We start from the raw sequence: 13799 nt of genomic DNA, 5'->3' as shown, positions 1-13799 counted from the left end.
AGGAGACCGGCCCTTCAGGCCCGGGGTGCGCGGATGGCCGACTTCGGCCGGAACGCCTTGACCACTTCTGGCCGCGTTTCCATATATGGTCCGCCGATCAGGTCGATGCAGTACGGGACCGCCGCGAAAATGCCCGGCACCAACGGCGCGCCGTCGGCATCGCGCAAGCCTTCCAGCGTCTCGCGGATGGCCTTGGGTTGGCCGGGCAGGTTGATGATCAATGCGGCATGGTCCGCCGTTTCGCGGATCACCGCCACCTGGCGCGACAGGATCGCCGTCGGTACGAACTTCAGGCTGATCTGCCGCATCTGCTCGCCGAAGCCGGGCATCTCCCGCGTGGCCACGGCAAGGGTGGCTTCGGGCGTTACATCGCGCCGCGCGGGGCCGGTGCCGCCGGTGGTCAGGACCAGGTCGCAACCCATCGTGTCGACCAGCTCGACCAGCGTGGCTGAAATGCCGGCGGCTTCGTCGGGAATCAGGCGCTCCGCCCCTTGCCAGGGCGTGGACAGCGCGCTGTGCAGCCACTCGCGCAAGGCCGGCAGGCCCTGGTCCTGGTAGGTGCCGGACGAAGCGCGGTCGGAAATGGAAACCAGGCCGACGAGCAGCTCGTCGGGGTCGCGGCGAATCAAGCGGGATGGGCGTGTGGCGGCGGTATTCATGCCGCAACTATACCGCCCCGTTCATCGTTCCAGGCCGGCGCGCGGATTGAAGGGGATGTCGCGCGCCATCCTGCGATACGCCTCGCGCGCGGCTTCGTTGTCGGCCGGCGGCCAGACCACGTCCAGGTGCAGGTAAAGGTCGCCCGGATGAGCCCCGGGCAAGCCCTTGCCCTTCAGGCGCAGCTTGCTGCCCGGCCGCGAGCCGGGTGGGATGGTGACCTCGACCGGACCGGTCGGCGTGGGCGCCTGCACCTTGCCCCCCAGCGCCGCTTCCCAGGGCGCGACAGGCAAGGTCAGCGTCAGGTCGCGCCCCTCGACGCGATAGAGGCGGTGCGGCTTGATCCGCACCTCCAGGTACAGGTCCCCAGGCTGGCCGCCGGCATAGCCGGCCATGCCCTGCCCCGCCAGGCGGATACGCTGGCCCTCGCGCACGCCCACGGGGACACGCACGCTGAGCTTGCGCTCTTGCAAGCGCGGACGGCCCTGCGCATCCATTTTCATGGACCGCAAGCTGATCTCGCGTGTCGCGCCCAGCAGGACATCCTCCAGCTCGACCTCGATCATGGCGTGGTAGTCCTCGCCCCGCGCATGGGCTTCCCGCGCAGCGCCGCCACGGCGCCGCTGCGCGGCGCCGAACAGCGAGGAAAAGAACTCGCTGAAGTCGGCTTCCTCGCGCGGATCGCCGCCGGAGAATTCGAAGCCCTGTTCCCAGCCGGGCTGCGGACGATAGGCGCCGCCGGCGGAGACGCCGGCCGCCAGGTCGTCGTAGGCGGCACGCTTCTCGGGATCGCGGAGTACGTCGTAGGCTTCGTTGACGTCGCGCATGCGCGCTTCCGCATCAGCTTCCTTGCTGACGTCGGGGTGGTACTTGCGCGCCAGCTTGCGGTAGGCGCGCCGCAGGTCGTCGTCGGAAACACCCCGCTCGACGCCTAGCGTGTCGTAGTAGTCCTTGAACTCCATGCTCGCTCACAGAAATGTGTCATGTCCGCAACGTCGATTGCCGCCCTTCAAGAGCGTCGATGCCCTGGGACGGCTCGTCCCGCGGCAGTGGGTGCGGATAAATGGGGTGAGGCTCGCCGCGTCGGGCGCAGCCCGCCACGCGAGACCGGGAATAGCGTCTAGATAGGGCCGATCGCCCGATTTTCAATACGTGAACCGCACCCGCTTGAAATTGTCAAGACCCTCCCTACATACGAGCCATGCAGCACCGGCTGCACCCGAAAACCGACGCCAGGCCCTTGCGCCGCATCCCCGCGATGCGTTTCGCGCGCCGCCCCGGGCGTCACCTATCCCCCGACGGAGGACGTTCGAGATGTTTCAATCCCTGCTAGACCTGCCCAACGGCCTGTTCGCCGAATTCGACCGCCTGCAGCGCACCCTCACGCCCGCCGCCGGCAGCATCCGCGCCGTGCCGCGCGCCTTCCCCGCCATCAATATCGGCCAGAACGCTGAATCGGTGGACATCGACGTCTTCGTGCCGGGCATCGCCCCCGCCCAGCTCGACGTCCAGGTCGACCGCGGCCTGCTGACCATCAGCGGGGAACGCCGCGACACCACGCCAGCGGACGGCTCCAAAGTCAGTATCTACGCCTCCGAACGCTACACCGGCCGGTTCAAGCGCGCGATCAGCCTTTCGGACGACCTGGACACCGACAAGGTGTCGGCGCAATACCGTGACGGCGTGCTGCGCATCTCCGTCCCCCGCCGCCAGCCCGCGCAACCGCGCCGCGTGGCGATCCAGTAATCATCGAGATCCCGAGGACCAGACCATGACCGTAGCCGTATCCCAACCCGCCGACACCCGGGAAACCGCCGTCCGCGCGGCCGGCAGCTCCGCTGCACGGCCCCTGCTGCCCCGCGTCGATGTCACCGAAGATGAATTGGGCCTGACCCTGCTGGCCGACCTGCCGGGCGTGCCCCGCGACAAGCTGGACATCCAGGTCGACGGCACCACGCTGAAGATCGAGGGCGTAGTGGTCCCGTTCAGCACCTCCGCCACCCATGCCGAGGTCACCGCCGACCGCTATCTGCGGGCGTTCACCCTGAGCCCCGAGCTGGACGGCGCGGGCATCGTCGCCGAACTGGCCAACGGCCTGCTCAAGCTGCGTATTCCCAAGCGGGAAAAGCCCCAGCCGCGCCGTATCGATATTTCCCTGAGTTGAAATGCCTGGTTGATATGCAATAAGCAATAGGAAAATTGGGCAGGCCCCGGATAAGCGTCCAGGGGCCTGCCTTTTTCCAACAGTGGGGCCGAATAAGTAGCGCCGAGAGGGGGTTTGCGACAGAATTGGCCCCATTCCAAATTCGCCGGGTACCCGCTTGTACCGACGCCGCACCCTCACCATTCAGCAGCAGATCACCTTGCTGGCGGGGACGCTGTGCCTGGCCCTGGTCGCCGCGGCGGCGGGCGGCGCTGCCTATATGGGCAAGCGCCAGACGCGCGAGCTGATCGAAACGCACGTCACCGATATGGCCACCGTGATGGCGCACACGCTGGACCGCGACATGTACGAGCGCTTCCGCGAGGTGCGCATCCTTGCCGAATCGCGCACGGTCCGCGGCATGGAGCCCGACGCCCTGCGCGCCCTGCTCACCCGCCGCCAGAGCTCGATGATCGATTTCGCCTGGGTCGGCGTGGCCGACCCGGCGGGCAATGTGGTGGCCTCCACCCAGGGACAGCTCGAAGGGAAGTCGGTGGCCAACCGTCTCTGGTTCAAGCATGGCCTGGAAAGCCCTTATATCGGCGACGTCCGCGAATCGAAGTTGCTGGGCGAGCTGCTCGGCCGCGACCAGCGGCAGGCCTTTCGCTTCGTTGAAGTCGCCGCGCCCGTCGTGGCCGGCGGCAGGACCGTGGGCGTCCTCGGCGCCCACCTGAGCTGGACCTGGGCGGCCGAGGTACGCCGCGCCATGCTGGAAAACGACACCGCGGGCGGCATTCGCGATCTCTGGATTCTTTCCTCGGACGGCACCATGCTGCTGGGCCCGCACCTGGGCAGCAAACCCTTCGACGACGCGCGCATCGCCGCCATGCTGCGCAGCCGCCAGGGCGTCTTCGAAAGCGACAGCGAAAACGGGATGATGCTGACGGGCTACGCCATCGCCTCCGGCTACCGGGACTACCCCGGCCGCAACTGGCTGATCATCGCCCAGCAACCGGCTCGCGACGCCTATGCGGCGGTGCGCCGGCTCGAATGGGGCGCGCTGGTCCTCAGCATCCTCATCGCGATCGCCGGCGTCACCCTGACCTGGTTCATCGCCCGCCGTATCGCCTCGCCGCTGCGGGCCTTGACGGCCGCCGCCCGCGACCTGGGCCGCGATCATTCCGTCACCATGCTGCCGCGCCTGGCAGGCGCGCGCGAAATCGTCGACCTGTCGGCCGCCTTGCGGTCCTTGATGCGCCGCCTGGGCGTGGAGCAGGAACGCGCCGACCTCGTACAGCGCCAGGCGCAGCAGGAGGAAAAGCGCTACGCCCAGGAGATCAGCGAACTGCGGCGGGCCGCCGGCATCGATCCCCTGTCCGGGCTGCTGAACCGCCGCGCTTTTCTCTACGCGGCGGCCATGATGATGGCCGACGCCAATGCGCGCCACCTGACCGTGATCATGGCGGACATCGACTTCTTCAAGCAGGTCAACGACAACCACGGTCATAGCGCGGGCGACGCGACCATACGGAAAGTGGGAGAAATCCTCACCGCCTGCGTGCGGGAGACCGACCTGGTGGCGCGCTTCGGCGGCGAGGAGTTCGTCATCCTGCTGGCGGGCACGCCGCCGGGCGCGGTGCTGGCGTTGACCGAGCGCATGCGCCGGTCGGTGCAGGAAACCCCCATCACGCATGGCGCGGCCACGATACGCATCACGATCAGCCTGGGTGTGGCGATTGCCGATCCCGAGGACCGCGACATCCAGAACGTCATCGAAGGCGCCGATCGGGCGCTATACCGGGCGAAACAGCGAGGCCGCAACCGCGCGGTGCTGTCGGCATGACGGCCCGCCGCGGCCCGCCCGCCGGGCCCGCCGTCGACACCCCCGGCAAGCGCCTGCTAAGCTATGGCGACGCCGGGGCCCCGTTTTTCCCCTTTTTTTGCAGATTCGGAGCCAAACGTGGCAGTACCGCTCACCCTCTATATCGACAGCCGCCTGCTCAGTCCCTACGCCATGGCCGCCTATGTGGCCCTGGTTGAAAAAAACCTGGACTTCGAACTGCGCCTGATCGATCTGGAGCAGGGGGAACAGCGCATGGCGCCGTTCCTCTGCCGCTCGCCGACGGGCAAGGTACCGGTGCTGGCACACCACGATTTCTACCTGAACGAATCCAGCGCCATCGTCGAGTACGTGGAAGATACGTTCGCCGCGCCCGACTACGCGCCGATCTGTCCGGCCGACACGCGGACGCGCGCCCGCATGCGCCAGGTGCAGGCCTGGCTGCGCAGCGACCTCGCCGCGCTGCGGCGGGAACGGCCGACCGAAGTCGTCTTCGAGGGCCTGCAGCCGGGCCCCCTCTCCGACGCCGCGCAGCTGGACGCCACGCGGCTGGTGCGGGTCGCCAACTGCCTGGTGCCGGTTGGACAAAAACACCTGTTCGGCGATTGGTGCGTCGCCGATGCCGACCTGGCCCTGATGCTCAATCGCCTGATCTTGTCGGGCGAGGACGTCCCCGCCCGCCTGCGCGACTACGCCGCCGAACAATGGGAACGCCCGTCGCTGCGCCACTGGCGCGACCGCCGCGCCAGCTGACGCGGGCATCAAGCCCTGCCGATCGGGGGCACAGCGGAGCCGGCTTTGCCGGTCCGCCAGCGCCGCCCCTGGAGGGGGGCGCGCGCAGCGCGCTGGGGTGGACCCGCCCTCCGGTCCGCCGGTGCCGCCCCTGGAGGGGCGCGCGCGCAGCGCGCTGGGGTGGGCCCGCCCTCCGGTCCGCCGGTGCCGCCCCTTGAGGGGCGCGCGCGCAGCGCGCTGGGGTGGGCCCCTTACGCCCGTTCCTGCAGGACCTCCACGGCAGGTAGCGTCTTGCCTTCCAGAAACTCCAGGAATGCGCCGCCGCCGGTGGAGATGTAGCCCACCTTGTCGGTAATGCCGAACTTCGCGATGGCGGCCAGCGTGTCGCCCCCGCCGGCGATCGAGAACGCCGGCGACTCCGCGATGGCGCGGGCGATCGTCTCGGTGCCATGGGCGAACTGCTCGAACTCGAACACGCCCACCGGACCATTCCAGACGATCGTGCCGGCCTGCTTGAGGATGTCGGCCAGGGCCTGGGCGCTCCGCGGCCCGATATCCAGCACCATGTCATCGTCCGCCACGGCATCGGCCGATTTCACGGTGGCCGCGGCATCCGCGCCGAAGCGCTGGGCACATACCACGTCCGTGGGTATCGGCACGTCGGCGCCGCGCTTGCGCATGGCGTCCATCACCGCCACGGCTTCCTGGACCTGGTCGGGCTCGGCCAGCGACTTGCCGATCGGCTTGCCGGCGGCCAGCAGGAAGGTATTGGCGATCCCGCCCCCCACCACCAATTGGTCCACCTTCGACGCCAGCGATTGCAGGATGCTCAGCTTGGTCGAGACCTTGGAGCCACCGACGATCGCCACCAGCGGCCGCTTGGGCTCGTGCAGGGCGCGGCCCAGGGCATCCAGTTCGGCCGCCAGCAGCGGGCCGGCGCAAGCCACGGCAGCGAACCTGGCGATGCCGTGCGTGGTGGCTTCGGCGCGGTGCGCGGTGCCGAAGGCATCGTTCACGTACACGTCGCAAAGCGCCGCCATCTTGCGCGACAGCGCTTCGTCATTCTTCTTTTCGCCGGCATTGACGCGGCAGTTTTCCAGCAAAACCACCTGGCCGGGCGCGACGTTGACGCCGTTCTCGACCCAGTTTTGCACCAGCGGCACGTCCTGCCCCAGCAGCTCGGCCAGGCGCTTGCCCACGGGCGCCAGCGAATCCTCCGGCGTCAGCACGCCTTCCTTGGGACGTCCCAGGTGCGAGGTGACCATGACGGCCGCGCCGGCCTGCAAGGCCAGCTTGATGCCCGGCACCGAGGCGCGTATGCGGGTGTCTTCGCTGATGTTGCCGTTATCGTCAAAGGGGACGTTCAAATCGGCGCGGATAAAGACGCGCTTGCCCTTGAGCGCACCGGACTGGGCCAGCGCGGACAGCGTATTCACCTTGGACATGGATGCTTCTCCTCTGGGGTACAACGCCCCACAAGACGAAGGGGACGGTGCGTCCCCTTCGTATGGTTCTTCATTGGAGCCATGTCCGCGCGGGACATGGCCCTGGCCGGCGGCCGGTCCCCACCGGGACGCCGGCGGCGTGCTTACTTCGCGGACATCAGGGCCACGGTGGTGTCCAGCATGCGGTTGCTGAAGCCCCACTCGTTGTCATACCACGACGAGACCTTCACCAGCGTGCCCGTGACCTTGGTCAGGGTGGCGTCGAAGGTGCTGGAAGCCGGGTTGTGGTTGAAGTCCACCGACACCAGCGGTTCGGTGTTGTAGTTCAGGATGCCCTTGAGCGATCCCTCCGACGCCTTCTTCAGGATGGCGTTGACTTCCTCGACGGAGGTCTCGCGCTTGGCGATGAAGGACAGGTCGACGATGGAGACGTTGATGGTCGGAACGCGGATGGCGTAGCCGTCCAGCTTGCCGTTCAGCTCGGGCAACACCAGGCCCACCGCGGCGGCGGCGCCGGTCTTGGTGGGGATCATGCTCATGGTGGCCGAACGGGCGCGGCGCAGGTCTTCGTGGTAGACGTCGGTCAGCACCTGGTCGTTGGTGTAGGCGTGCACGGTGGTCATCAGGCCCGAGACCACGCCCAGCTCGTCGTTCAACGGCTTGACCAGCGGGGCCAGGCAGTTGGTGGTGCACGAAGCGTTGGAGATGACGGTGTCGGTGGCCTTCAGGACATTGTGGTTGACGCCGTAGACGATGGTGGCGTCGACGTCCTTGCCGCCGGGAGCGGAGATGACGACATTCTTGGCGCCGCCCTTCAGGTGGGCGCCGGCCTTTTCCTTGGTGGTGAAGAAGCCGGTGCATTCCAGCACCACGTCCACCTTCAGCTCGCCCCAGGGCAGCTCGGCCGGATTACGGTTGGCCAGCACGCGGATGCGATCGCCGTTGACCACCATGTATTCGCCATCGACCTCGACCTTGCCGGGGAACGGGCCGTGGGCCGTGTCGTAGCGGGTCAGGTGGGCGTTGGTCTTGGGGTCGCCCAAGTCATTGATGGCGACGATTTCGATATCGTGCTTCTTGCCGCTTTCGTAGTGCGCGCGCAGGACGTTGCGGCCGATACGGCCATAGCCATTGATGGCAACACGGATGGTCATGTCTGGATCTCCTTTTACAAAACCTGTTTGACGGCCTCGGCCACCTTCTCCGGGGTCAGTCCGAAATACGTGAACAGGGCGCCGGCCGGGGCCGATTCGCCATAACGATCAATGCCGACCACGGCGCCTTCGAGGCCGACGTACTTGTGCCACAAGCCGGTGGTGCCGGCTTCGACGGCAACACGGGGCAAGCCCTTGGGCAACACGCTGGCGCGCCATTCGGCGTCCTGCTTGTCGAAGACGTTGGTGTTGGGCATGGAGACCACGCGCACCGGCACGCCGTCCTTGGCCAGCGCTTCCTGCGCGGCCAGCGCCAGGCCCACTTCCGAACCGGTGGCGATTATCACGGCGCGCGCCTCGGGCGCGTCGCGCAGCACGTAGCCGCCGCGCGCGATGGCGGCGGTGGTGGCGGCGTCGCGCGGCACGAAAGGCAGGTTCTGCCGCGACAACAGCAGCGCGCTGGGGCCGCCGTCATGCATGTCCATGCCGATGCTGGTCGGGCGCGACACCGACTCGATCCAGGCCACCGCGGTCTCGACGGTGTCGCAGGGACGCCATACGGACAGGTTGGGAATCAGGCGCAGGCTGTTGGCGTGCTCGATCGACTGGTGGGTGGGACCGTCCTCGCCCAGGCCGATGGAATCGTGCGTAAATACATGCACGACGCGCTGTTTCATCAGCGCGGCCATGCGTATGCCATTGCGCGAGTAATCGGAGAAGGTCAGGAACGTGCCGCCAAAAGGCAGGTAGCCGCCATGCAGCGCAACGCCGTTCATGATGGCGGCCATGCCAAATTCGCGCACGCCGTAGTTGATGTGGCGTCCGAACTGGATGCCCTTTTCGCCGGCGCGCACCGGCGCCACGCCCTTCCAGTCGGTGTAGTTGGAGCCGGTCAGGTCGGCCGAGCCGCCCAGCAGTTCCGGCAAGGCCTGGGCCAGCGCGGCGATGGCGTATTGGGACGCCTTGCGCGTGGCGACCGTCTCGGCCTTTTCCTGGGTGGCGGCGATATAGGCCTGGGCCTTCTCGGCGAAATCGGCCGGCAGGTCGCCCTTCATGCGGCGCAGGAACTCCTTGGCTTCGGCCGGAAACTGCGCGGCATAGGCGTCGAAGCGTTGCTGCCATTGGGCCTGCGCCTTGGCGCCGCGCGGGCGGGCATCCCAGCCGGCGTAGATTTCGGCGGGCACTTCGAAAGGCGGATAGTTCCAGTTCAGGGCGGCGCGGGTGGCGGCAATTTCGTCCTTGCCCAGCGGCGCGCCGTGCACGTTGTGGGTGCCTGCCATATTGGGGGCGCCCTTGCCGATGACGGTACGGCAGATGATCAGCGTCGGGCCGCCGTGGCTGGCCGCGTGGCCGTGCGCCTGGCGGATGGCGGCGTCGACCGCGTTGGCGTCATGGCCGTCGATGGCGCCGATGACGTTCCAGCCGTAGCCCTCGAAACGCTTGGCGGTATCGTCGCCGAACCAGGCGTCGACGTGGCCGTCGATGGAGATGCCGTTGGCGTCATAGAAGACGATCAGCTTGGACAGCTTGAGCGTGCCGGCCAGCGAGCAGGCTTCGTGCGAGATGCCTTCCATCAGGCAGCCGTCGCCGACGAAGGCATAGGTGTAGTGGTCGACGATGGCGTGGCCGGGGCGGTTGAACTCCGCCGCCAGCAGCGCTTCGGCCAGCGCCATGCCCACGGCGTTGGTCACGCCCTGGCCCAGCGGGCCGGTGGTGGTTTCCACGCCCGGCGTGATGCCCACTTCCGGATGGCCCGGCGTGCGCGAATGCAACTGGCGGAAATTCTTCAGCTCTTCGATCGGCAAGTCGTAGCCGCTCAGGTGCAGCAGGGCATACAACAGCATGGAGCCGTGGCCATTGGACAGCACGAAGCGGTCGCGGTCCGCCCAGGCGGGATCGGCCGGATTGTGGCGAAGATGGCCAGTCCACAGGGCCTGGGCGATTTCCGCCATCCCCATCGGAGCCCCCGGGTGTCCGGAGTTGGCCTGTTGCACGGCGTCCATCGCCAAAGCGCGGATCGCATCCGCCAAGGAAGGTTGACGGGCTGTCGGATTGCTCATTCGTGAGGGCTCTCTCGCCGGCTGCAACGTAACAACGCGCCGGTAGGGTTGCGAAAGCTCAAGATTTTAGCACCGCGGGATTACCCTGCCGGCCCAGGGCGATCCCCCGGATGGATGATGGGCCGGCACGCCGGATGGGCGGTGTCGCTGCATGGCTGGGGCGGAATGCGGTCAAAATAGCGCCGTTGCAGGCACAAGGTCGCCGCCAACGCCGTCTTTTCCGTTCACCTCGATCCGTCACCATGCCCATGCCGCGCTTTTTCGTCGATCTGCCCCTGGCCGCCAACAGCCGCATTACGCTGCCCGAGGCCGCCGCGCATCACGCCGTGCGTGTGCTGCGCTTGCGCCATGGCGAAAGCCTGTCCCTGTTCAACGGCCACGGCGGCGAGTATCCCGGCGTACTGCATGTCGAAGGGCGCGCGGCCGCGGTGGAACTGGGCGCCTTCGATCCGCGCGAAGCCGAACTGGCGGGCGCCATCACGCTGGTGCAGGGCCTGCCGGCCGGCGACAAGATGGACTGGATCGTTGAAAAGGCGGTCGAGCTTGGCGTGAGCGCCATCGTGCCTGTCGCCGCCAGGCGCAGCGTGCTGCAATTGAGCGGCGCCCGACAGGACAAGCGCGTGGCCCATTGGCGCCGCATTGCCGTGTCGGCCAGCGAACAATGCGGCCGCAACCGCCTGCTGCGCGTCGCCGAGCCGGTCACGCTGGAGCAATGGCTGACGCAGCCCGCCGCGGGCCTGCGCGTGTTGTGTCACCCTGAAGACGGACAGCCCTACGCCGATGCCCTCCATGCTGCCGATGGCCTGCGCGCCCTGGAATTGCTGGTGGGGCCGGAAGGCGGGTGGGACGACCAGGAACTGGCGGCGGCCCGGCGGGCGGGCGCGCGCGCCGTCACGTTCGGGCCGCGCGTCCTGCGCACGGAAACCGCCGGCCTGGCCCTGACGGCCGCCGCGGCGGCCGTGCTGGACTGGATCTGAGGAAAGTCGCGGCAGATAAATGAAGCACAGGCAGGCGGGAGCCAGATTCGCAGTAAGCGGGCCTGAGGCGCAGGCTCAGTCGCTCTCGCCGTAGGGCGCGGCCGCGACGCCGGGTTCGGCCATCGGATGCGCGCCCGCATGTTCGATCACGTAGGAAAAAAGCCGGCCGTTCTCGCGGGCGAATTCCGCCGCGTCGGCGCAGACGGTCTCGATGCGGCCCGCGTCCTCCTCCAGCACCGGATCGCCCGAGTGCAATTTTTGCAGGCACAAGACCACGCCGACCTTCTGGTCCAGCACGGTGTCGCACAGGCAGTCGTAGAGGGCGTCGAAATTGCCGCCAAAATACATGGGGAAGTCGACGGCTTTCGCGATCGCGCGCAAGACCGCGGAGCGGCTACGGGCGCGGTCGCAATCGGCCACGAATACGCTGGCGCCCAAGGCACGCGCGGCATCGGCCAGCGACGTCGGGTCCAGGGACGCGGGATCCAGAGCGCCACCGCGCTGCAACTGCCGCTGCAAGGCGGATTGACCGGAATTGGCCATGCTGGGGACCTCCTGGGTAACACGCCCATCGGGGACAGTCAGCCGGCCCCGGAGCTTTCACGCTGCATCGTATCGGCATATGCCGGCTCAATCAATCGTTCGCGCGAGAATCGCTCCACCAAGGAATTCAAAAGGCGGAGGCCCGCGCGACACGCAACGGACAATACACTGAGTTCGGCAAAAAAACCAAGAGACCTTGTCATCGAATGGTGACATTGCATACGAACCGTGGCCGGCACGTCCCGTGCCGGCCCCGCGTGCGTGCAATCAACGTGCCATGGCCTGCCTGGTCGGTCGGCGCGGATCAGGCCGTCCTGGGCGCGCGGCTGTTCGCGTCGACGACCGTCAACGCCGTCATATTGACGATGCGGCGCACGGTCGAGCTCGACGTCAGGATGTGCACCGCGGCGTTGGCGCCCAGCAGCATGGGACCCACCGCCACGTTGCCGCCCGCGGTGGTCTTCAGCAAGTTGTACGCGATGTTGCCGGAATCGACGTTGGGGCAGACCAACAGGTTGGCGATGCCCTTGAGCGTGGACGACGGCAGGATGCGCATGCGCAGTTCCTCATCCAGCGCGCAGTCGCCGTGCATTTCACCATCGATCTCGATGTTCGGCGCGCGCTCGCGCACCAGGCGCAAGGCCTCCCGCATCTTGGCGCCGGACGAAGAACTGCCCGAGCCGAAATTCGAACGCGACAGCAGCGCCACCTTGGGCGCGAGATTCATGCGTTCCATTTCCGCGGCGGCGGCGATGGTGTATTCGGCGATCTGCTCGGCGCTGGGCTCGTCGTTGATATGTGTATCCACCAGCACCACGGTGCGCTCGGCGAGCAACAGGATGCTCATGGCCGCGTAGGTGTTGGCGCCCGGTTTCCGGCCGATGACCTCGTCGACGAAGCGCAGGTGGTCGGCGTAGGCCCCGACGGTTCCGCAGATCATGCCGTCGGCATCGCCCAGGTGCACCATCATCGAGCCGATCAGCGTCAGGCGGCGGCGCATTTCCACGCGCGCCATTTCCTTGCTGATGCCGCGCCGGCACATGATTTCCCAGTACGTGGTCCAGTAGCGATGGAAGCGCTCGTCGTAATCGGGGTTGGTGACTTCCACGTCCTGGCCCAGGCGCAGGCGCAGGCCCAGCTTCTCGATGCGCGCGGCCAGCACGGCCGGGCGGCCGACCAGGATGGGACGGGCCAGGCCCTCGTCGACCACCACCTGCACCGCGCGCAGCACGCGCTCGTCCTCGCCCTCGGTGAAGACGATGCGGACCTTGCCGCCGTCGCGCACGTACTGCTTGGCGGCCGCGAACTGCGGCTTCATGAAGGCGCCGGAGTGATAGACGAATTGCTGCAGCTGGGCGACATAGGCGTCCATGTCCGCCAGCGGCCGGGTGGCCACGCCTTCTTCCATGGCGGCCTGGGCCACGGCCGGCGCGATGCGCACGATCAGGCGCGGGTCGAAGGGCTTGGGAATGAAGTACTCGGGGCCGAAACACAGATCGTAGGTGCCGTAGGCCGCGGCCACGACTTCGCTCTGCTCCTCCTGCGCGAGCGCGGCGATGGCGTGGACCGCCGCCTTCTCCATGCCGCGCGTGATGGTGGTGGCGCCCACGTCCAGCGCGCCGCGGAAGATGTACGGGAAGCACAGCACGTTGTTGACCTGGTTCGGATAGTCCGAACGGCCGGTGGCCATCACGGCGTCGTCGCGCACGCTCTTGACCACTTCCGGCAGCACTTCCGGCGTCGGGTTGGCCAGCGCCAGGATCAGCGGGCGCGCCGCCATCTTGCCCACCATCTCGGCCTTGAGCACGCCGCCGGCCGACAGGCCCAGGAACACGTCGGCGCCCTCGATCACCTCGGCCAGCTTGCGCAGGTCGGTCTTGCGCGCGAAGCGCTGCTTGTCCGGGTCCATCAGTACGGTGCGGCCCTCGTAGACCACGCCCTCGATGTCGGTGACCCAGATGTTCTCCAGCGGCAGGCCCAGGTCCACCATCAGGTCCAGGCAGGCCAGCGCGGCCGCGCCGGCGCCGGAGGCCACGACCTTGACCTGGTCGATGGGCTTGCCGACCACTTTCAGGCCATTGATGAAGGCGGCGCTGACGGTGATGGCGGTGCCATGCTGGTCGTCGTGGAAGACCGGGATTTTCATGCGCTCGCGCAGCTTGCGCTCCACGGTGAAGCATTCCGGGGCCTTGATGTCTTCCAGGTTGATGCCGCCGAACGTGGCTTCCAGGCCGGCGATGATGGTGAC

12 protein-coding genes are annotated in these 13799 nt (G+C 67.6%); 5 read left to right on the top strand and 7 right to left on the bottom strand.

The annotated features are described in order from the left end of the window. Positions 1-14: 14 nt before the first annotated feature. Positions 15-659, bottom strand: coding sequence for a molybdopterin adenylyltransferase (gene mog, locus C7R54_RS27370; RefSeq protein ID WP_129154096.1), 645 nt, complete (start codon positions 657-659; stop codon positions 15-17). Between the two features lie 21 nt (positions 660-680). After that, entirely contained in the window at positions 681-1619 is a 939-nt protein-coding gene (locus C7R54_RS27365; protein ID WP_129154095.1) for a DnaJ C-terminal domain-containing protein, read from the bottom strand. A 352-nt stretch (positions 1620-1971) separates the two neighbouring features. Here C7R54_RS27365 and C7R54_RS27360 point away from each other — a divergent pair, with 352 nt between their 5' ends. The 4 genes from C7R54_RS27360 to yfcF all read left to right on the top strand — a co-directional run bounded on the left by C7R54_RS27360 (position 1972) and on the right by yfcF (position 5393). Further along, positions 1972-2403, top strand: coding sequence for an Hsp20/alpha crystallin family protein (locus C7R54_RS27360; RefSeq protein ID WP_129154094.1), 432 nt, complete (start codon positions 1972-1974; stop codon positions 2401-2403). Between the two features lie 25 nt (positions 2404-2428). Next, positions 2429-2821, top strand: coding sequence for an Hsp20/alpha crystallin family protein (locus tag C7R54_RS27355; RefSeq protein WP_129154093.1), 393 nt, complete (start codon positions 2429-2431; stop codon positions 2819-2821). Positions 2822-2978: 157 nt separating this feature from the next. Then, positions 2979-4643, top strand: coding sequence for a sensor domain-containing diguanylate cyclase (locus C7R54_RS27350; RefSeq protein ID WP_129154092.1), 1665 nt, complete (start codon positions 2979-2981; stop codon positions 4641-4643). A 117-nt stretch (positions 4644-4760) separates the two neighbouring features. Then, positions 4761-5393 (top strand): glutathione transferase, encoded by a 633-nt coding sequence (yfcF, locus tag C7R54_RS27345; RefSeq protein WP_129154091.1) that lies wholly within the window; start codon positions 4761-4763, stop codon positions 5391-5393. Positions 5394-5623: 230 nt separating this feature from the next. On the opposite strand, the gene C7R54_RS27340 is transcribed toward yfcF, so the two are convergent. The 3 genes from C7R54_RS27340 to tkt all read right to left on the bottom strand — a co-directional run bounded on the left by C7R54_RS27340 (position 5624) and on the right by tkt (position 10031). Continuing rightward, a complete protein-coding gene (locus C7R54_RS27340; RefSeq protein WP_129154090.1) occupies positions 5624-6817 on the bottom strand; it encodes a phosphoglycerate kinase in 1194 nt (397 codons plus the stop codon). Positions 6818-6960: 143 nt separating this feature from the next. Further along, positions 6961-7971 carry a type I glyceraldehyde-3-phosphate dehydrogenase gene (gene gap, locus C7R54_RS27335; RefSeq protein ID WP_129154089.1) on the bottom strand — a complete coding sequence of 337 codons (1011 nt, stop codon included), beginning with the start codon at positions 7969-7971 and terminating at the stop codon, positions 6961-6963. Positions 7972-7985: 14 nt separating this feature from the next. Continuing rightward, positions 7986-10031 (bottom strand): transketolase, encoded by a 2046-nt coding sequence (gene tkt, locus C7R54_RS27330; protein ID WP_129154088.1) that lies wholly within the window; start codon positions 10029-10031, stop codon positions 7986-7988. A gap of 242 nt (positions 10032-10273) precedes the next feature. On the opposite strand from tkt, the gene C7R54_RS27325 reads away from it, so the two are divergent. Beyond that, complete coding sequence (locus C7R54_RS27325; protein ID WP_129154087.1) at positions 10274-11008, top strand: 16S rRNA (uracil(1498)-N(3))-methyltransferase; 735 nt, start codon at positions 10274-10276, stop codon at positions 11006-11008. Between the two features lie 75 nt (positions 11009-11083). On the opposite strand, the gene C7R54_RS27320 is transcribed toward C7R54_RS27325, so the two are convergent. Then, the gene (locus C7R54_RS27320; RefSeq protein WP_129154086.1) at positions 11084-11551 is read right to left on the bottom strand and encodes a barstar family protein; all 468 of its coding nucleotides are present in this window, start codon (positions 11549-11551) and stop codon (positions 11084-11086) included. A 304-nt stretch (positions 11552-11855) separates the two neighbouring features. Continuing rightward, positions 11856-13799: NADP-dependent malic enzyme (locus C7R54_RS27315; RefSeq protein WP_129154085.1), on the bottom strand; the 1944-nt coding region annotated here is incomplete at its 5' end.

Origin of the sequence: Achromobacter aloeverae (assembly GCF_004121055.1) — a bacterium.
GTDB classification, from domain to species: Bacteria; Pseudomonadota; Gammaproteobacteria; order Burkholderiales; family Burkholderiaceae_B; genus Bordetella_C; species Bordetella_C aloeverae.
The sequence above is the reverse complement of the archived record's forward strand: the minus strand, read 5'-3'. Positions and strand labels throughout refer to the sequence as shown.